Origin of the sequence: Vibrio sp. HA2012, assembly GCF_002812955.1 — a bacterium.
Taxonomy (GTDB): domain Bacteria; phylum Pseudomonadota; class Gammaproteobacteria; order Enterobacterales; family Vibrionaceae; genus Vibrio.
This window is the reverse complement of sequence record NZ_PFXK01000001.1, coordinates 354,034-378,028: the sequence shown is the minus strand read 5'-3', so window position 1 is coordinate 378,028 and position 23,995 is coordinate 354,034. Positions and strand designations below refer to the sequence as shown.

Annotated in this window: 25 protein-coding genes; 11 read left to right on the top strand and 14 right to left on the bottom strand. The window is 44.4% G+C overall.

Annotated features, from left to right (window positions below):
* Window positions 1-49 precede the first annotated feature (49 nt).
* A complete protein-coding gene (locus CSW98_RS01755) occupies window positions 50-1,513 on the bottom strand; it encodes an FAD-dependent oxidoreductase (protein WP_100798724.1) in 1,464 nt (487 codons plus the stop codon).
* Between the two features lie 247 nt (window positions 1,514-1,760).
* On the opposite strand from CSW98_RS01755, the gene CSW98_RS01750 reads away from it, so the two are divergent.
* The 4 genes from CSW98_RS01750 to CSW98_RS01735 are packed head-to-tail and all read left to right on the top strand — an operon-like array spanning window position 1,761 to window position 3,422.
* On the top strand, window positions 1,761-2,294 hold the full coding sequence (locus tag CSW98_RS01750; protein WP_100798723.1) for a septation protein A: 534 nt from the start codon (window positions 1,761-1,763) through the stop codon (window positions 2,292-2,294).
* Between the two features lie 12 nt (window positions 2,295-2,306).
* Window positions 2,307-2,723, top strand: a complete 417-nt coding sequence (yciA, locus tag CSW98_RS01745; RefSeq protein WP_100798722.1) for an acyl-CoA thioester hydrolase YciA — start codon at window positions 2,307-2,309, stop codon at window positions 2,721-2,723.
* A gap of 10 nt (window positions 2,724-2,733) precedes the next feature.
* Complete coding sequence (locus tag CSW98_RS01740; protein ID WP_100798721.1) at window positions 2,734-3,030, top strand: YciI family protein; 297 nt, start codon at window positions 2,734-2,736, stop codon at window positions 3,028-3,030.
* Window positions 3,030-3,422 carry a GspS/AspS pilotin family protein gene (locus CSW98_RS01735; protein WP_100798720.1) on the top strand — a complete coding sequence of 131 codons (393 nt, stop codon included), beginning with the start codon at window positions 3,030-3,032 and terminating at the stop codon, window positions 3,420-3,422. Before CSW98_RS01740 ends, CSW98_RS01735 begins: the two co-directional genes overlap by 1 nt.
* A gap of 65 nt (window positions 3,423-3,487) precedes the next feature.
* Here the strand turns inward: CSW98_RS01735 and CSW98_RS17600 are convergent, their stop codons facing one another.
* The 5 genes from CSW98_RS17600 to CSW98_RS01715 all read right to left on the bottom strand — a co-directional run bounded on the left by CSW98_RS17600 (window position 3,488) and on the right by CSW98_RS01715 (window position 8,048).
* Window positions 3,488-3,655: an entericidin EcnAB gene (locus CSW98_RS17600; RefSeq protein ID WP_198517256.1), complete on the bottom strand. Its 168-nt coding sequence runs from the start codon at window positions 3,653-3,655 to the stop codon at window positions 3,488-3,490.
* A 29-nt stretch (window positions 3,656-3,684) separates the two neighbouring features.
* On the bottom strand, window positions 3,685-4,914 hold the full coding sequence (gene pepT, locus CSW98_RS01730) for a peptidase T (protein ID WP_100798719.1): 1,230 nt from the start codon (window positions 4,912-4,914) through the stop codon (window positions 3,685-3,687).
* A gap of 49 nt (window positions 4,915-4,963) precedes the next feature.
* Window positions 4,964-5,911: a class I SAM-dependent methyltransferase gene (locus CSW98_RS01725; RefSeq protein ID WP_100798718.1), complete on the bottom strand. Its 948-nt coding sequence runs from the start codon at window positions 5,909-5,911 to the stop codon at window positions 4,964-4,966.
* Window positions 5,912-5,934: 23 nt separating this feature from the next.
* Window positions 5,935-6,624, bottom strand: a complete 690-nt coding sequence (locus CSW98_RS01720) for a TIGR01621 family pseudouridine synthase (protein ID WP_100798717.1) — start codon at window positions 6,622-6,624, stop codon at window positions 5,935-5,937.
* A gap of 89 nt (window positions 6,625-6,713) precedes the next feature.
* Entirely contained in the window at window positions 6,714-8,048 is a 1,335-nt protein-coding gene (locus tag CSW98_RS01715) for a sodium-dependent transporter (RefSeq protein ID WP_100798716.1), read from the bottom strand.
* Between the two features lie 377 nt (window positions 8,049-8,425).
* On the opposite strand from CSW98_RS01715, the gene cls reads away from it, so the two are divergent.
* On the top strand, window positions 8,426-9,877 hold the full coding sequence (gene cls, locus CSW98_RS01710) for a cardiolipin synthase (protein ID WP_100798715.1): 1,452 nt from the start codon (window positions 8,426-8,428) through the stop codon (window positions 9,875-9,877).
* Between the two features lie 69 nt (window positions 9,878-9,946).
* Window positions 9,947-11,143, top strand: a complete 1,197-nt coding sequence (locus CSW98_RS01705) for a cystathionine beta-lyase (RefSeq protein WP_100798714.1) — start codon at window positions 9,947-9,949, stop codon at window positions 11,141-11,143.
* 88 nt (window positions 11,144-11,231) lie between these two features.
* On the opposite strand, the gene ihfA is transcribed toward CSW98_RS01705, so the two are convergent.
* Window positions 11,232-11,528 (bottom strand): integration host factor subunit alpha, encoded by a 297-nt coding sequence (gene ihfA, locus CSW98_RS01700; protein WP_100798713.1) that lies wholly within the window; start codon window positions 11,526-11,528, stop codon window positions 11,232-11,234.
* Between the two features lie 582 nt (window positions 11,529-12,110).
* On the opposite strand from ihfA, the gene glgC reads away from it, so the two are divergent.
* On the top strand, window positions 12,111-13,364 hold the full coding sequence (gene glgC / locus CSW98_RS01695) for a glucose-1-phosphate adenylyltransferase (RefSeq protein WP_100798712.1): 1,254 nt from the start codon (window positions 12,111-12,113) through the stop codon (window positions 13,362-13,364).
* A 67-nt stretch (window positions 13,365-13,431) separates the two neighbouring features.
* Here the strand turns inward: glgC and pheT are convergent, their stop codons facing one another.
* From pheT to thrS, 7 genes are all read right to left on the bottom strand, one after another.
* Window positions 13,432-15,834 carry a phenylalanine--tRNA ligase subunit beta gene (pheT, locus tag CSW98_RS01690; protein ID WP_100798711.1) on the bottom strand — a complete coding sequence of 801 codons (2,403 nt, stop codon included), beginning with the start codon at window positions 15,832-15,834 and terminating at the stop codon, window positions 13,432-13,434.
* A 17-nt stretch (window positions 15,835-15,851) separates the two neighbouring features.
* Window positions 15,852-16,835: a phenylalanine--tRNA ligase subunit alpha gene (gene pheS / locus CSW98_RS01685; protein WP_100798710.1), complete on the bottom strand. Its 984-nt coding sequence runs from the start codon at window positions 16,833-16,835 to the stop codon at window positions 15,852-15,854.
* Between the two features lie 217 nt (window positions 16,836-17,052).
* On the bottom strand, window positions 17,053-18,162 hold the full coding sequence (locus CSW98_RS01680; RefSeq protein WP_100798709.1) for a GGDEF domain-containing protein: 1,110 nt from the start codon (window positions 18,160-18,162) through the stop codon (window positions 17,053-17,055).
* A gap of 129 nt (window positions 18,163-18,291) precedes the next feature.
* Window positions 18,292-18,645 (bottom strand): 50S ribosomal protein L20, encoded by a 354-nt coding sequence (gene rplT / locus CSW98_RS01675; RefSeq protein WP_040992521.1) that lies wholly within the window; start codon window positions 18,643-18,645, stop codon window positions 18,292-18,294.
* A gap of 42 nt (window positions 18,646-18,687) precedes the next feature.
* A complete protein-coding gene (gene rpmI / locus CSW98_RS01670) occupies window positions 18,688-18,882 on the bottom strand; it encodes a 50S ribosomal protein L35 (RefSeq protein WP_100798708.1) in 195 nt (64 codons plus the stop codon).
* A 105-nt stretch (window positions 18,883-18,987) separates the two neighbouring features.
* Complete coding sequence (gene infC / locus CSW98_RS01665; RefSeq protein ID WP_100798707.1) at window positions 18,988-19,539, bottom strand: translation initiation factor IF-3; 552 nt, start codon at window positions 19,537-19,539, stop codon at window positions 18,988-18,990.
* A 3-nt stretch (window positions 19,540-19,542) separates the two neighbouring features.
* Window positions 19,543-21,468, bottom strand: coding sequence for a threonine--tRNA ligase (gene thrS, locus CSW98_RS01660; RefSeq protein ID WP_100798706.1), 1,926 nt, complete (start codon window positions 21,466-21,468; stop codon window positions 19,543-19,545).
* 491 nt (window positions 21,469-21,959) lie between these two features.
* Between thrS and CSW98_RS01655 the strand changes: the two genes are divergently transcribed.
* The 4 genes from CSW98_RS01655 (at window position 21,960) to CSW98_RS17495 (ending at window position 23,696) form a co-directional block, all read left to right on the top strand.
* Window positions 21,960-22,670 carry a Rha family transcriptional regulator gene (locus CSW98_RS01655; protein WP_198517255.1) on the top strand — a complete coding sequence of 237 codons (711 nt, stop codon included), beginning with the start codon at window positions 21,960-21,962 and terminating at the stop codon, window positions 22,668-22,670.
* 272 nt (window positions 22,671-22,942) lie between these two features.
* A complete protein-coding gene (locus tag CSW98_RS01650; RefSeq protein WP_100798704.1) occupies window positions 22,943-23,197 on the top strand; it encodes a type II toxin-antitoxin system HicA family toxin in 255 nt (84 codons plus the stop codon).
* On the top strand, window positions 23,194-23,535 hold the full coding sequence (locus tag CSW98_RS01645; protein ID WP_100798703.1) for a type II toxin-antitoxin system HicB family antitoxin: 342 nt from the start codon (window positions 23,194-23,196) through the stop codon (window positions 23,533-23,535). Before CSW98_RS01650 ends, CSW98_RS01645 begins: the two co-directional genes overlap by 4 nt.
* Window positions 23,532-23,696 carry a hypothetical protein gene (locus CSW98_RS17495; RefSeq protein WP_157810313.1) on the top strand — a complete coding sequence of 55 codons (165 nt, stop codon included), beginning with the start codon at window positions 23,532-23,534 and terminating at the stop codon, window positions 23,694-23,696. The genes CSW98_RS01645 and CSW98_RS17495 overlap by 4 nt, the downstream gene beginning before the upstream one ends.
* The last annotated feature ends 299 nt before the right edge of the window (window positions 23,697-23,995 follow it).

Below are 23,995 nucleotides of genomic sequence, written 5' to 3'. Positions count from 1 at the left end.
AATACATTCAGGGAATAGAGAAAGCCACTCCACAACGAGTGGCTTTTTATCAGGTAAATTTTGCCAAAGCTTCCGGGTAGTGACGGCTTTGTGCAAGCCGTATTGCCAGGCGTTCGACCTCTTCTCTCTTTAAATCTGCCAGTCGAGGATGCTGTTTTTCTGGCGACAAGGTGACGCCGTCACAACCAACCTTTGTTTTTTCTGCCCATTCCAGTACCAGTTGCTGTCTGATCCGCTTTGCTGCCTGATACGCTGATGAGGCCTTAACGATTTCCACTCGGGCATAACTGTTGTCGGTAAATGAAACATCAACCGCTCTTAATGTCGCATCCGTACCGGGGATCTGCTGAGCGCCGAATAACGGCTTACCACCAAATTCTGCCAAATGAAAATTTGGTATATACTGACTCATATGCTCAATGGCTCGCTCTGTTCGCTGTTCCATCACGTCTTCGGACCAGCCACTTGTTATTTTCCGCTCCAAAGGATCCGGTAACTTGGGCTGTGAACTCATGCTGCCTGAAGCGACTAATCCCCCTTTGAATAAAGTGATATTTTCTGTCATCCCGTGCAACTGAAAATACCCGTCAGCATAAGGTGTCAGTTGAGCCATTCCCTGCGGGGTTCCCCGTTCACCGTGAAAGATGACTTCAGGCCAGCTCATATCGGATACCGGCCAGCGGGTAATATAGGCTGATTTAAACTCAACCAAACGTTGCCGGGGCTGCCCGGCCAGATCATCCACCATACCGGTTCTGTATCCTGCTGCATTAATCAGATAGTCCACCTCGATGTTCTGCTCCTGACCCTGAGCGTCCTGATACCCCAGAATCCAGTTATGTCTCTGGCGTTCAGCCGATTGCAAAGTGCATCCGATCTGTACCGTACAGTAAGGATGATTATTAAGTGCAAGGGTGACACTCGCAGCCAGCCGGAACAAACTCAGACCAAACTCCTGTACGGCCACAACCGGGTATTTCAGGGCATCCAGCCGAACCTCTCTGGCAAAAGGAATCATCCAGTCGTCAAACACTGCCGGCTCTGACGGCTGCTTACGTTTTGCAATCATCTCCAATTCTTCCCGATGATAAAGCCGGAAATAATCCTCTGGAGAACCCAGAACTGCATTTTCCTCGTCCTCAGCAACCAGTTCCCGATACGCTGAACGAATCGCCTCCAATCGGGGTAACAATGCCTGAGCACTATTTTTGTCCTTTTTGGGAGTGGCGATAACCGTTGGGCGAATATTCACCGCATGAGGGTACAGACGCACGGTTTCAACAGACTGCTTCAGCAATTCAATACACTGTTTGTTCGAGATCTCCCTGTACAAATTCCCTCCAGCATGTAAGTGGCAAATCGGTGGCCCGTTTACCAGTCCTGGTCCCTGTTCAAATAAGGTTACCTTTATCCCCTGCTCAGCCAGATGAATGGCCGCTGTTGAACCGGCAATACCACCTCCGATAATCGCGGCATGAGGAGCACTAACAGATGTTGTCTTATTTAATGGCATAGCGGCTTAATTTCCGGAAGTATATTTCCTTTCATTCTAATCAGATGACTGTAGTAATAAAATCACATTTTTCATAAGGTTTCATTCACCATACACGAACCGCGATTCAGGTATGGGTTCAGACCCTGAAATAGGATAGAATGGCTTTGTTTCACGGTTTTTCGGCTGCAGTCTCTTATTTGAGTGTTCAGCTCTGGTGACGGATCCGATAGACTATGCAAGATCTTACTGAAAATGCAGGCTGTACATGAAGCAACTTATTGATTTTATACCTCTCATCATCTTTTTTGCTCTCTATAAGATGTATGATATCTACGCAGCAACCGGGGCTCTGATTGTTGCCACCGCTCTCCAAATCGCTCTGACCTACTTTCTGTATAAGAAAGTGGAAAAAATGCAGTTAGTAACATTCATTATTGTCAGCATTTTTGGCGGTATGACCATCTTCTTCCATAATGATGACTTTATAAAATGGAAAGTCACCATTATTTATGCTCTGTTTGCTATCGGTCTGCTGGTTACTCATGCTATGGGAAAACCAGTTATTAAGGGCATGTTAGGTAAAGAGATTACCCTGCCGGAATATGTCTGGAGCAGGATCAACTGGGCCTGGGTTGGATTTTTTACCTTGTGTGCTGCCATTAATGTTTATGTCGCTTTTCGACTGCCACTGGATGTATGGGTAAGTTTCAAGGTATTTGGTCTGCTGGCGGCGACATTTAGTTTTATGCTGCTGACCGGTGTCTATATTTACAAACACATGCCTAAAGAAGAGTCCTGAGGGAACCCCCGTATGATAAGAAAACATATTGATAACGATGCGATTCCCCGTGGCCAGTTATTACTGAGAACACTGGCTATGCCAGCAGATACCAATGCTAACGGCGATATTTTCGGTGGGTGGATTATGTCGCAGATTGACCTTGCCGGTGCTATTCTGGCAAAAGAAATTTCTCATGGTCGTGTGGTGACGGTTTCGGTGTCCAGTATTACCTTCAAACAGCCAGTCAGGGTTGGGGATGTCGTCTGTGTTCACGGAGAGTGTACCCGTATAGGTAATACATCCCTTTCCGTTAGCCTGGAAGTTTGGGTTAAACCCGTAAACATCGATAGCGTCGGTGAGCGTTATCAAGTGTGTGAGGCGACATTCAATTATGTCGCAATCGATAGCGAAGGCCGCCCAAGGCCGGTAAAAAGATTAACAAAGTAAGGATAAGGATATGTGGTACGTTATTTTTTCTCAGGATGTTGCAGACTCTCTTGAAAAACGCTTGAGTGTGCGGGAAAAGCACCTGGAACGCCTGCAATCACTCCAGAATGAAGGCCGTCTGCTAACAGCGGGCCCGATGCCTGCCATTGACAGCGAAAATCCGGGCGAAGCAGGTTTCACCGGTTCCACTGTTATCGCTGATTTTGCCACCTTAGATGATGCAAAAACATGGGCCGATGCGGATCCGTATGTCGCAGCCGGTGTTTATCAAAACGTTATTGTTAAGCCATTTAAGAAAGTGTTCTGATGATAAACTTCTCTCCGCTAAAAGTCCTGATACCGGTACTGCTTATTGCCCTGACTGCCTGTTCGTCAGGTATGGATAAACAAGAGCAACTCGAAGCGATTGCCAGACACAGGGCAGATATACTTTCAGCTAACCTTCCGATTGAGCACGGACCTCTTACTGTGATGCAAGCAAAATCACACGGCAGAACTGTCACGCTGATGATGCTCTACAACGGACAGAAACCGATTGATGAATTGCTGAAATCAAGTATTCATTTTTACTGTGCGAATAAAGAGATCAAAACTAATCTGGAACTCGGACTGGAATATCAGATAAAAATGAGAAACCCTCGCGGAAAACTGCTGGTTGATCAGCGTATTTCCGCAAGTAGCTGCGCAGAAAATCAATAACTGATCCCCTGTCATTTCCCAGTAACTGCGTCACACTGCAAAATGACAGAGGGTATTTTTCCTAGTTACTCTGTTGCTTTATGAATGGCTTCTTTTGTTCCCTGAACAACGTCCCCAGTGGTCTGTTTGGTTTTATCCCAGATTGTAGAGGAATCTTGTTTCACACCTTTCCAGGTCTCTGCACATCCACTTAAAAATAGGGCGATCGTCAGAGTAATAAGCGCATATTTCATTCCGTATACCTTTCGTAAAAATAACCTGATTATTGTTGCCTTATCGCGGTTTTTTCAGCAATGTTCATAATGACTTCGACCGTTTTCTGCATACCGTTAATGCTGATAAACTCATGAATACCGTGAAAGTTATACCCGCCAGTAAAAATATTCGGACACGGTAGTCCCATAAAGGAAAGACGGGCACCATCCGTACCGCCACGGATCGGTTTAACCATAGGTTCAACCCCGCACGCCTGCATAGCCTGATGGGCAAGTTCAATAATATGCTTATGGGGCTCTACCATTTCTTTCATGTTGAAGTAGCTGTCAGAAATTTCAAGGCTGACACTCCCCTTTGACAATATAGTGTTCAGCTCGTCAACTTTTCCCTGCATAAACACTTTACGCCGCTCAAGACCACTGCGCTCAAAATCACGAATAATATAGTGTAGCTCAGTCGTTGCAATACCAGATTTGATCGATGTCAGATGATAAAATCCTTCATATCCATCCGTACATTCCGGCGTTTCATCTTTTGGCATCATAAGCTGGAACTGGGCGGCAATCAGCATAGAATTAACCAGTTTTCCTTTTGCTGTGCCGGGATGCACACTCACACCGTGACAAACAACTTTAGCTGAGCTGGCGTTAAAATTTTCATATTCCAGTTCCCCTACCAAACCACCATCAATCGTATATGCCCATTCAGCACCAAAACCATCCACATCAAAATGATCTGCCCCACGACCGATTTCCTCGTCCGGTGTAAAACAGATACGGATATCACCATGAGGGATATCTGTATTGGTAAGCAAATGTTCCATCGCTGTTATTATTTCAGCTATTCCGGCTTTATTGTCAGCACCAAGTAATGTTGTACCATCCGTTGTGATCAAATCATGCCCGAGCAAATTATCCAGATCCGGATACTGTTCCGGCAATAGCATCTCACCACTGTTGCCCAACAGAATCGCCCCACCCTGATAGTTTTTTACTACTTGAGGGCTTACATTTTTCCCCGTTTCATCCGGAGCCGTATCCATATGTGCAATAAAACCGATAACCGGAACGTCATAATCCACATTAGACGGCAAGGTAGCCATCAGATAGCCATTTTCATCCAGAGTAACCTCCGACAAGCCGATAGAAATCAGTTCATTTTTCAGTTCCTGCGCCAGAACCAGCTGTCCCGGAGTACTGGGACAGGAGAGGCTATCCGCATCGGATTGTGTATCGAAAGTGACATAATGCATAAATCGGTTAACTAAGTTATTCATTTTATTTCCTAATAATCAGTGAGATATCAGAATCTATCTATTGTTATTTTTATTTAGAGACCATTTTTTTGAAAACCATTGCCTTCAGACTGGAATCGTCATCAAGATCAGAAAATTCGGGCGGATTATCCAGACGGTATTGAAACTGAATCCCCGGAGACTCTTCCTGCATACTCTCAACCAAAAAGTCAGAACCGACTGCCGGAGAGTTAACACAAGCCAGAACTTCGCCGCCGCTTGTTAACAGTTCAGGTAACCGACGCAGAATCTTTTTATAATCTTTGCTCAATGCAAAGCTGCCCTTTTGAAAGGATGGCGGATCAATAACAACCAAATCATAGGGACCGGCTTTCTTTATTTTGCCCCAGGATTTGAAAATGTCATGAGCAAAGAAGCTGATTTTACCGGTATCATGTCCGTTCAGGCGATGGTTATCCCGACCTTTGCTCAGGGAAGCTTTGGCCATATCGACATTAACCACTTTTTCTGCTCCGCCCTCAATCGCTGCAACAGAAAAACCACAGGTATAAGCAAATAAATTCAGAACCCGTTTATCTTTTGCCCTTGCCTGAACCCAGCGTCTTCCTCTGCGCATATCAAGAAACAACCCTGAATTCTGATTACGTCCCAGCTCGAGCTGGAATTTTAACCCATCCTCAGTAACTACCGGAGATGCATCAAGCTCACCGGCCAGAATCTCTGCAGGCGCTCCATTCTGATACCGATGTTGAAGCAGTATCGCTCGACCTTGTTTTCCTTGCCACAGAGCTGTCTGAGAAAGAGCAGAAAGACCCGCTTTCAGTGTCTGAAGAAAAGCGCCATCCACCGGCTTAAACACACTGACAACCAATTGCCCCTGTAGCCAGTCACAGGTCAACTGCTCCAGCCCTGGCCAACATTTGCCCCGGCCATGGAACAAACGTCGAATTTCATCCGGAGCCTGTTGTAACTGGGTATGAATATGAGAGAAGAAATGTTGCAATTCTGCCTGTTGCATTACGACTAAATCCATCAGAAAAATTAAATTACCGGCCAGGTCAATGCCCACGGCTGAAGCCATTCCTGCAATACATGCCTGGCCTCCTCTGTTGCCCATCTTTGCCCCATAGCAGGGTAATCATTTGGGTTACAAATAAAACGGTAGGTTTCGTTGGCATAAGTAAAGCTGATAGCGTAAGCATGCAGGTAGCCACGGTCAGCCTTATCAGAAGGGAGATAAATCGGGTCACCCACAATAGGGGAACCAAGCGACTTCAGTGCCACCCGAATTTGGTGTGTCTTCCCCGTGTAAGGTTTACAAAGGAAAAAACGTTCTCCGGGCTCTCCGGCCAGAGAAAAAAACTGCGTAATAGCCGGATTATTCTGACTTGGAAGCAACTTCCAGCCTGCACGGCGGGAACGCTGCATATCCCCTTTGACCACTCCCTGCTTTTTCTTCGGTTTTTTACTGCCCAAAGCAAGGTAGTATTTTTCAACATTCCGGTCGGCAAACAATTGTGACAATTGACTGGCAGCAGAATGAGTTCTCGCCAGTAAAAGAATGCCTGAGGTCATTTTATCCAGACGGTGTACCAGATAAAGACGTTCATCATTAACGGCTTTAGCGACTTCCTGTGTCAGCATAATGTCGCCATTATCTTTATGGACACTAACGTCAGGATGTTTATTGATAAGAATAAAATCAGGATGGGTATAAAGAATATCAAACATAAAGCTGGCCTTCTGTACAAGCGCCAAGTATAGCGGCTCAGACAAAAGAAACCAGCTTTGTCATGCAGAAAGTATGTTTCAACAAGGAATTATGCGAAGAATACCAACAGCATCAGTACAGGACAAACAACACGCACATACCATGGCCAGATTTTCCAGAACACACCTTTTTCCAGCTCAGGATAGCCCTGTTTAATCTCTGTCAGCACTTTATCCCGGCTCCATACCCAGCCAACCAGCAGTGCCCAGCAAAGCCCAAGAAGAGGCTGACCGTAAACTGTTGTGATTTTAATTACCAGACCAAACAATGCACCAAAATTAAATACAATCACAGCAGCAATCGCAGTAATAACACCGGCAATCCAAATTACAGCTGTAGTACGTTTCTGGTTCAGTTCTTCAATAGCACATGCAACAGGAACTTCCAGCATCGAAATCGATGAAGTCAGAGCGGCAATAATCATCAGCAGGAAGAAAACCAGGCTGACAATATTCCCCATCATCCCCATAGTATGAAACATATTTGGCAGAACGGTAAACACCAGAGTATCAGAACTTAATAGCTCACCAGTCTCAGAGAAAATTTCTACACCATTATTTTTCGCTACAAACATAGCAGGAAGGATCAAAAGACCGGCTCCGATAGCAACGGCAGTATCAACCATTGCGACTTGCATAGCGGTCTTAGGCAGATTCACATCTTTACTCAGATAAGAGCCATACACCATGATGGTTGCACACCCCAGAGACAGTGAAAAGAATGACTGCCCCATGGCACTGACCAGAAGTTTGGGTGTGATCATGGAAAAATCAGGGATCAAGTACATCTTCAGCCCTTCGCTTGCACCATCCTGAGTAAAGATATAAGCAATTAGTACAGCAAAAAGAACGAACAGAATTGGCATCAAACGGGAAGACCAGGCTTCAATACCATCATGAACACCATTTTTCACAACATGCGCAGTCATTGCCATAAAAATGATCATCAGCAGTAGATTACGTGATTCACCAAAGCCAGTGACCCAGTCAGCCGCACTCTGCATACCCAGAATCTCAAATCCACTTCCTGCAAAACTGCCGACCAGCCAACCGGCGACAATAGAGTAAAAACTAAGAATAAGAGACGCAACCATCATTGCGATTGTACCCAGCAATACCGCCCCTACCTTACCTTTAGGCCAGACATTTTTCAGTGACTGGATAGGATTTGACTGCCCGTAACGACCGATAGTCAGTTCTGCAACCAGCATAGGATAGGCCAGTACACAAACCATGGCCAAATACACAAACAGGAATGCAGCTCCGCCATTACTTGCTGTTTGTGTCGGGAACCCCCAGATATTACCAAGCCCGACAGCTGAACCTGCCGCAGCCATAATAAAGCCAAATTTCGATGAAAATTGACCTCTTGAATTACTTGCCATTATATTTTTCCGTTGATTTATGTTGTGTTTGTAAACAAACACCAGAAAGGTGTAAAGATATCTGTACACACAAATAAAAAGATCTGATGTTTAAAACGTGGCAAGTAAAACAGTTTGTGACTAAAATTAAAAGTCCGCTTGGTGTTTTTTTCGCTATTTACTTCTATTTTCCGCCTTAAATGCTTCTTTTTTGACCCCGATCCGTTTTTTGACCTTATGCCCAGCCTGTTTTTGCTATATTCATCTTTCTGCGTACTAGTCTAATGGTGCAATATAAGAAAGAAAAATAAGGCATAAAGAACAACTTCAGAAAAATATAGAAAAGGTAGTATTATCAGATTAATAACAGTGATACCACGTTAAGCAATCAGGGTCATATGGAAAAGTTCTACCACATCATCACTCTTATCAGTGTGCTTACTTACTGGATGCTTGTCGCCGGTGTGACCATCCGGGTCGTAATGAAGCGCAGTTCTGTCAGTGTGTCGCTGGCATGGCTGATGATAATCTATATCCTTCCGGTCTTCGGTGTTATTTTTTATTTTCTGATCGGTGAACTGAACCTTGGACGAACCCGGGCGGAGCGTGCACAAAAAATGTTTAACCGCTATCAAAGCTGGTTTAATGACCTGTATAACTGTCAGGCTCACGTTCCGGAAATGATGTGTGCCCCGATCAAAAAAATTGATGACCTCTGCACACACAGAATGGGAATTCCAGCTCTCTGCGGCAATACACTGACACTACAGAGCGATCCGGATCAGATACTGCGCAGTATTATGCAAGATATTCAGAATGCGAAGTTTCAGATCAGAATAGAATTTTATATCTGGCATCAGGGTGGTTTGGCGGATGCAGTGGCGGCAGCTTTAATAAGAGCAGCCAAGCGTGGCGTTAATGTAAAAATTTTACTTGATTCTGCCGGTAGTCACTATTTTTTTAACAGCCATTGGGTTGGCATGTTTGAATCTGCTGGTATCGACATCATTCAGGCTCTGAAGGTAACCCCACTGCGAATGTTTTTTCGCCGGCTGGATATCCGTCAGCACAGAAAAATCATTACTATCGATGATGAAATTGCCTATACAGGTTCAATGAACATGGTGGATCCTGCTTTTTTTAAACAAGATGCAGGTGTCGGAGAATGGGTGGATGTCATTGTCCGGATCACAGGCCCGACGGTTAACATCCTTTCTGCTATTCATGCCTGGGACTGGGAAGTAGAAACAGGCACCAGAGTACTACCTTGTCAGCCAATCTGTCAGTTAAACGGAAATAAATGTCTTCCTGTTCAGGTTATTCCGTCAGGGCCCGGTATGCCGGAAAATCTGATTCAGCAAGCTCTGATACTAGCGATCAACCAGGCTGAAAAATCCGTGCGTATCACCACACCTTATTTTGTCCCCAGTGAAGAGCTTCTGGAAACGATAAAGACAACCGCTCAGCGAGGAATAAAAACCGAGCTGATTATCCCACACAAAAATGATTCTCTCATGGTTCAGTGGGCATCAAAAGCCTATTATGCCGAGCTGCTTGATGCCGGTGTCGAAATTTATGAATTTTTTGGCGGACTACTGCATACCAAATCCGTAGTTATTGATGAGAATTACTGTCTGGTCGGAACGGTCAATCTGGATATGCGTAGCCTGTGGCTGAACTTCGAGGTCACGCTAGCTGTTGATGACGGGACATTCACACAAAATTTATATCATCTGCAAACATCTTATATCGGACAGGCATTTAGGGTTGATGCAGAACAATGGCGTAACCGAACCCTTATGCACAAGTTTCAGGAACGCCTATTCTCTCTGTTTGGACCACTGTTATAACAATGCAGCTTAAAGCCGGTATCCCCATCCAGAGTTCGTCACCAAACCAATAGAACAAAAAGGAAAGTCATGTCACAACAACGACAAACCCGTTTGATTTCAGCAGGAAGAGATAAAAAATGGACCAATGGTGCCGTTAACCCTCCTGTTCAGAGAGCATCAACCATAACCTTCAACAGCGTAGCGGATAAGCAGAAAGCAACCGCTAATCGTATGCATAAAACCCTTTTTTATGGCCGGCGCGGTACTACAACCCATTTTGCTTTTCAGGAAGCAATGGCTGAAATAGAAGGTGGAGCAGGCTGTGCACTCTACCCTTGCGGTACTGCTGCAATCACCAGTGCATTACTGGCATTTCTGCAAGCCGGCGACCACATTTTGATGGTCGATACCTGTTACGAACCAACTCGTGATTTCTGCAATCATACTCTGAAGAGATTCGGAATTGACACTACTTACTATGACCCAATGATTGGCGATGGTCTGGAGTCACTCATCCAGCCAAATACCAGAATATTATTTCTGGAATCTCCTGGCTCTATCACGATGGAAGTTCAGGATGTTCCCAAGCTTACACACATCGCCCACAAGCATGATCTCATTGTTATCATCGACAACACCTGGGGAGCCGGTGTCAACTTTTCTCCGTTCGACTATGGTGTTGATATCTCAGTTCAGGCAGCGACAAAATATATTGTCGGTCATTCTGATGTAATGCTGGGTACTGCTGTGGCAAATGCCCGGTGTTGGGATACTTTAAGAGAAGAGAGCTATCTGCTGGGACAGTGTGTATCTCCGGATGATGCCTATTTGGGACTGAGGGGCTTACGTACACTGGACGTACGCCTGAAACAACATCAGGAAAACGGCCTTAAAGTCGCCAGGTGGCTGGCTGAACGCGCAGAGGTCGACCATGTCCGTCATCCTGCGCTGAAAAGCTGCCCCGGTCACGAATTTTATATCCGGGATTTTACCGGATGCAATGGCTTGTTTTCATTTGTGATGAAAAGTAGTCATCCTAAGGCAACAATCGCTCTTCTGGATGGTATGCACCATTTCTCTATGGGCTATTCATGGGGCGGCTTTGAAAGCCTAATACTGGCAAATGAACCCGATTCGTTCAGACAGCTGAGAACCATTGCGGCTCCTGATTTCCCTGGTACCTTATTCAGGGTTCACATCGGGCTGGAAAACACAGAGGATCTGATTGCAGATCTGACAGAAGGTTTTGCACGATACAACGCTGTTATTGAGGCAGAAAAGTAACCTGATTCAGACAAAAAAAGACCACCGTCTTCTCCCTGAGGAAATCATATTAACAGGGAGTTCCGTGTGGTCTTATTCATCGGCCAAGCTACTTCTCGGCTCTGATACTTTCAACCCGGGCTTTTAGCTTTTGTCCCGGACGGAAGGTAACAACACGTCGAGCTGTAATTGGAATGTCCTCACCGGTTTTTGGGTTTCGACCTGGTCGTTCACTCTTGTCCCGAAGATCGAAGTTACCAAATCCAGACAGTTTTACTTGCTCGCCATTTTCCAAAGCCTTGCGCACTTCTTCGAAAAATACCTCAACCGTCTCTTTGGCATCCCGTTTACTGAATCCGAGTTTTTCAAACAGGTTCTCAGCCAGATCGGCCTTTGTGAGCGCCATAAAAACTTCCCTCAAAGCTGTGTTAAACATTGCTACATAATCGTAGCGCCAAAGCATTTTTGCTTAGCCGACAACGAGATACCGGCTATTTCTCTGAAAGTGTATGCCAACCTTATGATTTTCGCCATTTTTTTATTTCATTTCTTATCCTGAAAACCCTGTTTTTTTGAGACAGGCATCAAACCGTACGCTTTTTTTTAGCATTTAATTACAAATATCAGATATAAATCATTAAAAAACTCCTTTTTTTTAACATATTCAAAGGAATATTCCAAACAAAGACCAGTTCACAATTAAGTGAAATTTATGAGTTAATTCATTGGGTTGAGACAAAAAATAGCAAAACATCAAGCATTGAAATCTGTAGCATAAGCATTTAGAATTCCACTTAGTTCACATTTTCATTACCAATTCTTAAAAAAATATGAACTTATTATATTACTTTTCTAAACAGTGACCAGCTCGACAATTACACGTTGAATATCATAGTAATTTATCTTTGTTGCTGTAAATGTCCCCGTAAGCTCTACATCTGCAGCACCATAATCATTATTACAATTTCATTTTTAAAGGCTTTTCGTTATGTCAAATAACAACTATTCGCATACTGATACTAATCAGCTGGTAAGAGATACAAGTGCTCTGATTCTCGCGGGAGGTAAAGGAACACGACTAAAACAACTCACAAGCCAAAATGCGAAACCTGCCGTCTCCTTTGGTGGTAAGTTCCGTATTATTGATTTCACACTTTCTAACTGTATTAATTCTGGTATACGCCGCGTCGGCGTACTCACTCAATACATGGCTCAGGATCTGATTGAGCATCTTCAGGAAGGCTGGCAGATTCTATCTCCAGCTATAGGAGAAGGTGTTCAGATCATTCCGGCTCAACAACGAACAGGGGAAGCATGGTATCGAGGTACGGCTGATGCCGTTTATCAGAATCTGGATCTGATAAAAAGACAGAAAACCTCCCGGGTTCTGATTCTGGGTGGAGATCATATCTATAAAATGGATTACTCACGGATGCTGAATTTTCATGTCGAAAATGATGCAGCCGTAACAGTCGCCTGTATCCATAAACCAATTGAAGAAGCCTCATCCTTTGGCGTAATGGGACTTAATGCAAACGGTGAGATCCAGACCTTCGTAGAAAAACCTGAAAACCCGATGGCAGATCCGAATGATCCGTCAAAGGCTCTGGTGTCTATGGGAATTTATATTTTCAATACTGACATTTTAAGTGAAGAGTTGATCTCTGCCCTTGAGGATCCGAACTACAACCATGACTTTGGCCACAACATTATTCCGGGACTGTTAGGACGACATAAGGTTTGTGGTTATGTATTCACAGAAAGAGGACACCCTGGTCGTACGGCATACTGGCGTGATGTGGGTAACCTTGATGAATACTATGCTGCCACCATGGATCTGCTTTCTCCGGATCCGGAACTGGATTTATACTCTTATAACTGGCCTATCATTACGAATGCTCATCAGGGACCGGGGGCTAAGTTCGTATTTAATGATGATGGCCGTCGGGGCTATGCTGTCGATTCCGTGGTTTCCGGTGGTGTTATTGTTTCTGGTTCAGCCATAGAGCGCTCGATGATTTCTATCGGGGTACGTACCCATAGCTATTCGAACATTAGAGACTCTATTTTGCTTCCTCACTCAGAAGTCGGAAGAAACTGTCGTCTGACTAAAGTGATTGTCGGAGAAGGCTGTAAGATCCCGGACGGAACTGTTATTGGTGAAAATCCAGAGCAGGATGCACAAAAATATACTGTCTCACCAGGAGGGGTAATTCTGGTAACCTCGGATATGTTTTTATAAATACCAAACAAAAAAATGCCTCACACGAAACGGTGAGGCATTTTTATAATCGTTTCACTGACAAATATTAATCACGCAATGTTGCCGCAAATTGATCAGACACTGCAGTCACAATTGCTTCAACAGCCCCGGCAATATCTGCCTCTTCCAGTGTACGTTCAACAGACTGAAGCATCAGTGCAATCGCCAGACTTTTCTTGCCCTCTTCAACCCCTTTACCTGTATAGACATCAAACAGTTTTGCATCAGTCAGATATTCACCACCAGCATTCAGACAGGTAGCGATGATGTCACCTGATACCACTGAATCATCCACAACAACAGCAATATCACGGCGGTTAGACGGGAATTTAGAGACAGCAACAGCTTCAGGAAGAACACGGGTATTAATGGCGGCCCACTCAACTTCGAACACAACCGTACGTCCGTTCAGGCCAAACTTACGTTCCAGCTCAGGATGAACCGTACCGATAATACCGACTTCTTTCTCTGTCGCAAGACCAGCATCAACCACTATTGCAGCTGCCTGTCCCGGATGCAGCGCAGGATGTCTGATGGCTTTCAATGAATACGCTTTTTCATGAGCTGTCAGTTCAAGAATCGCTTCCAGATCCCCTTTCATATCGAAAAAGTCGACTGTATTTGACTCAATATCCCAGTGTTCATTACTACGGGTGCCCGCAATAACGCCAGCCAGCATGGTTTCCTGACGCATACCATTTTCTGCGGTTTCATCCGGGATAAAACGCAACCCTTGTTCAAACAGTCGTACACGCGGTTGCTGACGTTTCTGATTATGTACCACTGTATTCAGCAATCCCTGAATCAGTCCAAGACGCATTGCTGACATCTCTGCTGAAATCGGGAATGGCAGAATAATAGGCTCAATATCCGGTACAATCAGCTTCTGTTGCTCTGGTTCAACAAAACTGTAAGTAATTGCTTCGTGATAACCACGATCAACCAGAAGATCCCGTACCCGCTTCATTGGCTGATACGCTTCTTTATGCAGGTTCATCGTCAGAGCAGCCTGAGGCGCCTGATTGGGAATATTGTTATAGCCGTAAATACGGCCAACTTCTTCAACCAGATCCTGTTCGATAGCAATATCAAAACGCCATGTCGGTGCCGTTGCCATCCAGCCATCGTCCGTCGTCGTAACCGTTAGACCCAGACGTTCAAGGATCTCCGTGACATCTTCTGCAGGCACAGAATGACCCAGCAGGTTATCCAGCTTACTGCGGCGTAGTGTCACTGTATTTGGAACCGGCAGATCCGCTTCGGACTCAGCGGCAACTACAGGAGCGGCTTCACCACCGCAGATATCAACCAGCAGTTGTGTCGCTCTTTCCATCGCACTGTGTTGCAGTGCATAATCGACACCACGCTCATAACGCATAGAAGAATCCGTGTGCAGACCATAGTTACGAGCACGGCCACGAATATAATCAGGGGCAAAAAATGCACACTCCAGCAATACATCTTTTGTTTCTGCATTAACACCAGAACCTTCACCACCAAAAATACCAGCCAGTGCCAGTGCCTTGTTATGGTCAGCGACGACTAAAGTGTCTGCATTCAACTCCGCTTGTGTACCATCAAGAAGCGTCAGTTTTTCACCCTGCTCAGCCATACGGACGATAATACCGCTGTCAATTTTTGCCAAATCGAACGCGTGCATAGGCTGACCCTGTTCTAGCAGCACATAGTTGGTGATATCAACGACAGGATCGATAGAACGGATACCGCAGCGGCGCAGTTTTTCCTGCATCCAGATAGGTGTATCTGCAGAAACATTCACATTTTTTACGATTCGTCCAAGATAGCGCGGGCATGCTGCTGGAGCTTTGATATCAATAGAAATGGTGTCATCAATAGCCGGAATAACCTCAACAACTTCAGGAGCTGTTACGTCAGCACGATTCAGCACACCAACTTCACGAGCCATACCGCGGATACTGAAACAGTCTGCACGGTTAGATGTCAGATCAACATCCACGGTGACATCATTCAAATCCAGAAATTTACGGAAATCCGTACCGATAACAGCATCCTGTGGTAATTCCATAATACCGTCAGAATCAGCATCGATACCGAGTTCAGAGAATGAACAAAGCATGCCGAATGAAGGCTGACCACGCAGTTTGGCTTTTTTGATTTTGAAATCACCCGGGAGAACAGCTCCGACTGTAGCAACTGCAACTTTCAGACCCTGACGGCAATTTGGTGCACCGCATACGATGTCCAGAAGCTCTTCCTCGCCCACATCAACTTTAGTGACACGGAGTTTATCCGCATCGGGATGCTGACCGCATTCCACAACGTGGCCGACTTTAACACCGGTAAATTCACCGGCAACAGGAAGAACATCATCGACTTCCAGACCAGCCATAGTGATCTGATGTGTTAGTTCGTCAGTTGTAACCGCAGGGTTAACCCACTCACGAAGCCATGATTCGCTGAATTTCATTTTGACTTACCCCTGAATTACTTAAACTGTTTTAGGAAACGAAGATCGTTTTCAAAGAATGCCCGCAGATCGTTTACACCGTAACGAAGCATGGTCAGACGCTCAACACCCATACCAAATGCGAAACCAGAGTATTTCTCAGGGTCGATTCCGACACTGCGCAGTACGTTCGGATGAACCATACCGCAGCCCAGAACCTCAAGCCATTTGCCGTTTTTACCTTTTACATCAACTTCTGCTGAAGGCTCAGTAAACGGGAAATAAGACGGACGGAAACGTACTTCCAAATCTTCTTCAAAAAAGTTACACAGGAAGTCGTTCAGAATACCTTTAAGCTGTGCGAAATTAACATTCTCATCAACCAAAAGGCCTTCTACCTGATGAAACATTGGTGTATGAGTCTGGTCATAATCGTTACGATATACACGTCCAGGAGCAATGAAGCGGAATGGTGGTTTCCCATTTTCCATGGTACGGATCTGTACACCTGAAGTATGTGTACGCAGCATCAGCTTAGGATTGAAAAAGAAAGTGTCGTGGTCAGTACGAGCCGGGTGATCCTCTGCAATATTCAGCGCATCGAAGTTATGGAAATCATCTTCAATTTCAGGACCTGACTCTACGGTAAAGCCCAGCTCTCCAAAGAAGCTTTCGATACGTTCGATAGTTCGGGTTACCGGATGCAGACCACCATTTTCGATACGGCGCCCCGGAAGGGTCACATCAATCGTCTCTGCAGCCAGTTTGGTTTCCAGCTCAGCCTGTTGCAATGCCTCTTTGCGGGCAGCAATTGCCTGCTGAACGACACCTTTTGCTTTGTTGATTTCCTGACCAGCGCTACGACGCTCTTCCGGTGGTAATTTCCCCAAGCTCTGAAGCTGAACCGTCAGCTCCCCTTTTTTGCCTAAAAACTGCACTCGCACTTCATCAAGTGCAACTAACGAATCAGCACTGTTAATCGCTGACGTTGCGTTAGCAATAATCTCTTGTAGATGTTGCATTAGTTCCTCATCTACCCTTCGGTAGTGTCCGTTACGGAATGTTTTTTGAATAGCTGTACATAGTAATAAAACCAAGCCATAAAGCCAAATCGAATTATGGCTAAAGCACCGAATAAGGAAAAACTTTTCTATGCACCAGACAGGTTTAGCACCAAAATGTACCTTTCAGGAAAAATATACTCACGTTTATGCAAACACTTTATTCCGAACCAGCTCTTCAGAAATAACAAACTTGATTGCGCCCGGATCCTTTTGCTTTGTATACCGCCTGATCCGCCTTTGAAATCAACTCACGGCTACAGCGCATATCTGTATGACGGTCAGCGACACCAATACTGACGCTGCCCTTCCAGCAATAAGAGTCAGAATACACTTCTGCCTCCTGTACGTGGACTAATATTTCCTCAGCCAGTAATACCGCCTTATCTAAATGAATATCGGGACAAATAATCAAAAATTCATCCCCTCCCAAACGGCAAACTGTATCTTCCGGCCTCAGGTTCTGGCGCAGACGCATCGCTATTTCAGCCAGAACCTCATCTCCCATAGCGTGTCCGGCTGTATCGTTCACTTCTTTAAATTTATCGATATCAACCAGCATACAAGTAAGAGGCAGATTATTTTTAACTGTGACTTCCCATGCCTTATCCAGTTCCTGTAATCCATAGCGGCGGTTAGGTAACTGAGTCAGAACATCTGTATAAGATAAAAGCTCTAGCTTCTGATTAGCATCAATCAACTGACTCGTTCGTTCTTCCACTATCTTTTCCAATGATTGGTTAAGAAGTATCAACTCCTTGTTTCTTGCCGACACATGCTCAAACATGGTTTGTAATGCTGTGAGCAGCGGCCCGAGAGATGCTTTATGAGCATGCTCTTCTTTGCTATAAGCATCTTCTGCACTATCCCCCCCCTGAATGGCGGCAATCTGATTAGCCATGTTCTGATCACTACCGAGGATGTGATAGACCAGCCACTGGGCTAGATATTCAAAAAGTTGTTTCGCTAGATGCCCTTCCGCATCTCTGTTCAGAATTGCACGAGAAAACTCCTGCACATCATCAACAAATTTCTGGTGCTGGCCGCAATGAGCAGTCACATGACGTTTATCAACCCCGCTCCGGAGCATCAGATTTTCTTCTTCTCTGAAATGATAAACGGCATAATTTTTTAGCTGTTCTGTTGCAGACTTAAGTTCCTGCAAAGAAATTCTGTCTTCTGCAATCAGAGTTCCGTATTCATTAAGCAATCCGACCAGAGACAAGTGCTGCTCATCAATTTCGGCAATGCCGGTTTCATAATATTCATTCCACTGAAACGATTTCATCCCTGATATGCTCTTTAAATGAAAAGTAAATCTTCACAATTATATAACAACAAAAACAGCATTAGGAAAATTAGAGATAAAAAAAAGGAGACCATTCGGTCTCCTCTTTAAAGTCTGATTTACTGCTAATTAAAGAGCAGCTTTTGCTTTTTCAACAAGAACTGCAAATGCAGCTTTGTCGAATACTGCGATATCAGCCAGAATCTTACGATCGATCTCGATAGAGGCTTTCTTAAGACCGTTAATGAAACGGCTGTAAGACAGACCATTCTGGCGAGATGCAGCATTGATACGTGCAATCCACAGTTGACGGAATTGGCGTTTCTTTGTACGACGGTCACGGTAAGCGTATTGACCCGCTTTAGTTACCGCCTGGAAAGCTACGCGATATACACGAGAACGTGCACCGTAGTAACCTTTGGCTTGCTTCAGAACTTTCTTATGACGTGCACGAGCTTGTACACCACGTTTTACGCGAGGCATTATGTCTCTCCTAAACTAAACTATTAAATAAACTAAAAAGAATTAAGCGTATGGCATCATACGTACAACACCCGCCACTTCACATTTTGGAAGGATTGAGTTTGGACGTAGCTGACGCTTGTTCTTAGTAGTACGCTTAGTCAGAATGTGACGTTTAGTCGCGTGCTTGTACTTAATACCACCAGCAGTTTTTTTGAAACGCTTAGCAGCACCTTTGTTGGTTTTCATCTTAGGCATGATGAAGAACTCCGCATTGTAGTTGTTAAATAAACATAGTAATCAGGGCGAATAAAACCCAACTGCCTTACAGCAGTCGGGCTGTATTACTTGCAAAGCCGTTAATTACTTCTTCTTAGGGGCTAACACCATAATCATTTGACGACCTTCAATTCTCGTAGGGAAAGATTCCACAACAGCAAATTCTGCCGTGTCTTCTTTCAAACGATTCAGAACGTCAACACCGATCTCTTGGTGAGCCATTTCTCGGCCACGGAAGCGAATTGTTACTTTCACTTTGTTGCCTTCTTCAAGGAAACCAGTCAGGTTGCGTAGTTTTACCTGATAGTCTCCGATATCAGTCCCAGGACGGAATTTTACTTCCTTAATCTGGATCTGTTTTTGCTTCTTCTTCTGCTCTTTCGCAGCTTTGCTCTTCTCGAAGAGGAACTTACCATAGTCCATCACACGACAGACTGGTGGCTCGGCGTTAGGGCTGATCTCAACGAGATCCATACCAGCTTCTTCAGCTGCAGCTAGTGCTTCACCAATCTTAACGATACCTACTGATTCACCATCTGCGCCTGTTAAACGAACTTCACGAACGCCACGAATTTCACCGTTTAAACGGTGCTGGTTTTGTTTGGCCGGTTGTTGGCCGCGTCTTCCGCCTTTAATAGCTTATTCCTCCAGATTGAGCTTACGGCTTGAAACCTCTTCCTGAAGACGTGCAATGAAGTCTTCAATCTTAAATTTACCGAGGTCTTTACCTTTACGAGTACGTACAGCAATTTCACCGGCTTCCATTTCCTGGTCACCACAGACAAGCATATACGGTACACGCTTTAAAGTGTGTTCGCGGATTTTAAAGCCAATCTTTTCATTTCTCAAGTCTGCTTTGACTCTAAATCCACATTTTTGCAGTTTTTCTGCAACTTCCTGAACATAATCAGACTGTTTATCCGTAATATTCATGATAACGGCCTGCTCGGGTGCCAGCCATGTTGGGAAGAAACCTGCGTACTCTTCAATAAGAATACCGATGAAACGCTCAAGGGAACCTAAAATAGCCCGGTGAATCATAACCGGCACCAGACGTTCGTTGTTTTCACCTACATAAGTCGCACCCAGACGGCCTGGAAGGTTGAAGTCCAGCTGTACTGTACCACATTGCCATGCACGGTCTAAGCAATCGTGAAGTGTGAACTCAATCTTAGGCCCGTAGAACGCCCCTTCACCTTCCTGAATTTCATATTTGATATCCAGATTTTCCAGAGACTCTTTCAGAGCTTCTTCAGAACGATCCCAGATTTCATCTGAACCCACACGCATTTCAGGACGAGTAGACAGTTTCACTTCGATATCATAAAAACCAAATGTCTGATATGTATCATAAACCATCTTGATACAACCAGTCACTTCTTCCTGGATCTGATCTTCAGTACAGAAAACGTGTGCATCATCCTGAGTAAAGCCACGTACACGCATCAGGCCATGTAACGCACCTGATGGTTCGTTTCGGTGACATGAACCGAACTCAGCCATACGCAGAGGTAGATCACGATACGATTTCAGACCCTGATTAAAGATCTGAACATGACCCGGACAGTTCATCGGCTTAATGGCATAATCACGGTTCTCAGAGCTGGTAGTAAACATCGCATCCGCGTATTTATCCCAGTGGCCGGAGCGTTCCCAGAGGACTCGATCCATCATCAACGGACCTTTCACTTCCTGATAGCCGTATTCATCCAGTTTTGCACGGATAAATACTTCCAGATCACGGAAAACAGACCAGCCATTATGATGCCAGAACACCATACCCGGAGCTTCCTGCTGCATGTGGAACAGATCAAGCTGTTTGCCCAGTTTACGGTGATCGCGTTTAGCCGCTTCTTCCAGACGGGTCAGGTGCGCTTTCAACGCTTTTTTATCGTGAAAAGCAGTACCGTAAATACGTTGCAGCATTTTATTATCGCTGTTACCGCGCCAGTATGCACCTGCGACATTCAGCAATGTGAAATGCTGACAGAATCCCATGTTAGGAACATGCGGCCCGCGACACATATCAATATATTCTTCATGATGGTATAAACCCGGACGATCATCTTTTGACACGTTTTCATCCAGAATTTCCATCTTATAGGTTTCACCGCGAGCCTCAAAGGTATCGCGGGCTTCCTGCCAGCTTACATTTTTCTTGATAACCTGATACTTGGTCTTTGCCAGCTCCAGCATACGTTTTTCCAACGCATCCAGATCCTCTTGCGTCAGAGAGCGGTCAAGATCAATATCATAATAGAAGCCGCTATCGATCGTCGGACCAATAGCCATTTTAGTATCCGGGAAAAGTTGCTTAATCGCATGACCCAGCAAATGTGCACAGGAATGGCGCACAATTTCCAGACCATCGGCATCTTTGGTAGTAATAATTTCCAGGCTTGCATCATTTTCAATCAGATCACAAGCATCGACTCGGACACCATCGACACGACCGGCAATAGTCGCTTTAGCAAGACCCGGACCGATAGATTCAGCCACTTGCATTGTTGTTACAGGGTTATCAAATTGACGTTGACTACCGTCAGGAAGAGTAATTACAGGCATGATATATCCTTTACAGTGGTGTTGCACACCAAGCAACACGTGCTTTTTATATATTTCTAAAAATTTCAAATACTTAAAGAAACAAAATTAACTCATTCAGTCCATTTGGTACAAAATTTGGTACAAATACGAATGTATGCAAGATAAAGCCCATGAATTAAACTGAATACCTACCCTTGTATCTATTGGGTTTGTCCATTGTATCTGACTGACGCAACTAAAACCACAGCAAATGTTATTTTATATCAGCTTGTACCAATTCATAAATTTGGTACAAATTAAAAGGCACTTCCATTACGAAAGTACCTTCTAAATTAACAGGCTTTTCTACCCTATATTTTTAGTTGAAGTGAAACTGATTGATCATTAAACTGATCGTAATTCGGCCATCCGACCAACTTGTGGCCGACAAAAGCTCTTTAAACCAATGAGGTAATGACCAAATGAATATCAACCTTAGAACAGATCTATCTACTGACCAGACTTTGACCATGAGCAGTCGTGAAATTGCTGATGTTGTGAGCTCGCGACACGATAGTGTTAAGAGAACTATTGAAACACTCTCAAGTAAAGGACTAATTACTTTTACACAGACTGTGGAAAAGGGTACCGGCCGTCCGTTAACCGTTTATCACGTCAATGAAGAACACTCATACATTGTGGTTGCTCAACTATCGCCAGAATTTACTGCAGCATTAGTGAAAAGATGGAAAGAGCTGGAAACTAAAACATCTCCGTCGATAGCGCAAAAGTTTGAGCTTGAATTAATGCTCGCTAAAGCGGCCACTGAAATGCTTCACCTTTCTGAATCAAGCACTCTGAGCATGTTACAGCGAATTGCTGAGATTAACGGGCTTTCGTCTGCTTCACTCCCGGCCTACACCGTAGATAAGCCAATCGGATCCACTTTCGATAGTAGTGAACCAACTTTCTCAGCTACTCAGGGGCTAAAAGAGTTTAACGCTGGTATCAGTGCATCGGCATTTAACAAGCTGCTTGCTACTCATGGCATTATCACACAGTTAACCCGTAAATCATCATCCGGGAAAGAAAAGAAATTCTGGTCAATTACCGAACACGGTTTACGCTACGGTAAGAATCTATCCAATCCTCGTAATCAAAACGAGACACAGGCTCACTGGTATCGCTCAACGTTTTATCAATTGCTGTCACATACCGGATTAATACAGGAAGCTGCTTGATCTAATAATATCAGCCCCTCTGGTGAGGGGTTGTTTTATCCCAGCAGTTATCCCCTGAAACTGTAGATAAGTTCATCATGATCTTTTTGCTCTCTCCTGATAATTGTTACTAATGCGGCAATCGCTAGGTCAGTCTTGAACAGATGGCGCGAGTTCTCAGACATTCAGACGCCGGCACATACCTTTTCATTGTGGTACTAAAAAATAGTATCAAACACGCTTGCAATGGTACTGAATAGTGGTACTATTATTTTAACGGTTCGAGGGGGCTTATGAACAAGAAACATAGAAAAACGTTAACGGCTATTTTTTCTCGACCTGTAAGCAGTTCTATCAAATGGCCAGACATCGAAGCTCTTTTTATGGCGTTAGGCGCTGAGGTAGAAGAACGAGAAGGCTCACGAGTTGGCATAGTATTATTTGGTGAGGTGCAAGTGTTTCATCGTCCCCACCCTCACAAAGAAACGGATAAGGGCGCAGTAGTAAGCGTCAAGAAGTGGTTAGAAAGAAACGGAGTAAAGGCATGAAAAATTTAATGGTTATCAGCGGAGTTAAAGCTCTTATTGATTACGATCCCGATGCTGAAACTTTTCGTGGTGAGTTTGTGGGTTTGAACGGTGGCGCGGATTTCTACGGTGAAAGCATTGCAGAGCTGGAAGAAGAAGGTGCAAAGTCTCTAAGTATCTTTTTAGAAATGTGTCAGGAACGTGGCATTGAGCCGTATAAGAATTTCTCTGGCAAATTTAATGTACGGATTTCACCAGAAATGCATTCACAACTTAATGAGATCGCGCTTTCTAAAAGCATTAGCTTAAATGCGGTGATAGAAAAAGCGGTCAATGATTACATTGAACATTCAGCATGAAACTCGTTCAAGCAGATAGAAGTGACATCAAAAAGTTTGTCGCATCTCTATACGAAAATGGCAAAACACCATCTGAGCGATTTGGCATGACTTGGAATTCTCTATCTCAATTAGAAAAAGATGTTCCCGAACTGACCGAAAAAGAGTGTCAAACGGCATAATCCGGAACGAAAAGAATTCGATTAAACCCTCCGCTTCAGGAGGGTTTATTCTTAATCAGACTGTGTTTTACCTGTAGTAACTCATACTCGATCTTACTGGTTGGTCACGACTAGATCGTACAGGCGACCTGTTGGTATCGTAACTCACATTTGGACATTTCTGAGTTAGTCGCTTAACTAATTTAGCTTCACTCGGATAACTTATCTTATTAAAAATATCTTAGTGTGTTGTCCAGCATTGCTGGTGCAGATCAGGTTCACTCTTATCGTGGTGAACAACGCTTCATACGACTTCAGGT

What these genes read in the sequence shown, in the direction of transcription:
- pepT (WP_100798719.1), bottom strand. Translation starts at nt 4,914, where the DNA reads ATGAATAACTTAGTTAACCGATTTATGCATTATGTCACTTTCGATACA.
- pheS (WP_100798710.1), bottom strand. Translation starts at nt 16,835, where the DNA reads ATGCAACATCTACAAGAGATTATTGCTAACGCAACGTCAGCGATTAAC.
- CSW98_RS17495 (WP_157810313.1), top strand. Translation starts at nt 23,532, where the DNA reads ATGAAACTCGTTCAAGCAGATAGAAGTGACATCAAAAAGTTTGTCGCA.
- CSW98_RS01645 (WP_100798703.1), top strand. Translation starts at nt 23,194, where the DNA reads ATGAAAAATTTAATGGTTATCAGCGGAGTTAAAGCTCTTATTGATTAC.
- thrS (WP_100798706.1), bottom strand. Translation starts at nt 21,468, where the DNA reads ATGCCTGTAATTACTCTTCCTGACGGTAGTCAACGTCAATTTGATAAC.
- cls (WP_100798715.1), top strand. Translation starts at nt 8,426, where the DNA reads ATGGAAAAGTTCTACCACATCATCACTCTTATCAGTGTGCTTACTTAC.
- CSW98_RS01650 (WP_100798704.1), top strand. Translation starts at nt 22,943, where the DNA reads ATGAACAAGAAACATAGAAAAACGTTAACGGCTATTTTTTCTCGACCT.
- CSW98_RS01750 (WP_100798723.1), top strand. Translation starts at nt 1,761, where the DNA reads ATGAAGCAACTTATTGATTTTATACCTCTCATCATCTTTTTTGCTCTC.
- rplT (WP_040992521.1), bottom strand. Translation starts at nt 18,645, where the DNA reads ATGCCTCGCGTAAAACGTGGTGTACAAGCTCGTGCACGTCATAAGAAA.
- CSW98_RS01705 (WP_100798714.1), top strand. Translation starts at nt 9,947, where the DNA reads ATGTCACAACAACGACAAACCCGTTTGATTTCAGCAGGAAGAGATAAA.
- pheT (WP_100798711.1), bottom strand. Translation starts at nt 15,834, where the DNA reads ATGAAATTCAGCGAATCATGGCTTCGTGAGTGGGTTAACCCTGCGGTT.
- CSW98_RS01680 (WP_100798709.1), bottom strand. Translation starts at nt 18,162, where the DNA reads ATGAAATCGTTTCAGTGGAATGAATATTATGAAACCGGCATTGCCGAA.
- ihfA (WP_100798713.1), bottom strand. Translation starts at nt 11,528, where the DNA reads ATGGCGCTCACAAAGGCCGATCTGGCTGAGAACCTGTTTGAAAAACTC.
- CSW98_RS01725 (WP_100798718.1), bottom strand. Translation starts at nt 5,911, where the DNA reads ATGCAACAGGCAGAATTGCAACATTTCTTCTCTCATATTCATACCCAG.
- CSW98_RS01715 (WP_100798716.1), bottom strand. Translation starts at nt 8,048, where the DNA reads ATGGCAAGTAATTCAAGAGGTCAATTTTCATCGAAATTTGGCTTTATT.
- rpmI (WP_100798708.1), bottom strand. Translation starts at nt 18,882, where the DNA reads ATGCCTAAGATGAAAACCAACAAAGGTGCTGCTAAGCGTTTCAAAAAA.
- CSW98_RS01740 (WP_100798721.1), top strand. Translation starts at nt 2,734, where the DNA reads ATGTGGTACGTTATTTTTTCTCAGGATGTTGCAGACTCTCTTGAAAAA.
- CSW98_RS01755 (WP_100798724.1), bottom strand. Translation starts at nt 1,513, where the DNA reads ATGCCATTAAATAAGACAACATCTGTTAGTGCTCCTCATGCCGCGATT.
- CSW98_RS01735 (WP_100798720.1), top strand. Translation starts at nt 3,030, where the DNA reads ATGATAAACTTCTCTCCGCTAAAAGTCCTGATACCGGTACTGCTTATT.
- glgC (WP_100798712.1), top strand. Translation starts at nt 12,111, where the DNA reads ATGTCAAATAACAACTATTCGCATACTGATACTAATCAGCTGGTAAGA.
- CSW98_RS01655 (WP_198517255.1), top strand. Translation starts at nt 21,960, where the DNA reads ATGAGCAGTCGTGAAATTGCTGATGTTGTGAGCTCGCGACACGATAGT.
- CSW98_RS01720 (WP_100798717.1), bottom strand. Translation starts at nt 6,624, where the DNA reads ATGTTTGATATTCTTTATACCCATCCTGATTTTATTCTTATCAATAAA.
- yciA (WP_100798722.1), top strand. Translation starts at nt 2,307, where the DNA reads ATGATAAGAAAACATATTGATAACGATGCGATTCCCCGTGGCCAGTTA.
- CSW98_RS17600 (WP_198517256.1), bottom strand. Translation starts at nt 3,655, where the DNA reads ATGAAATATGCGCTTATTACTCTGACGATCGCCCTATTTTTAAGTGGA.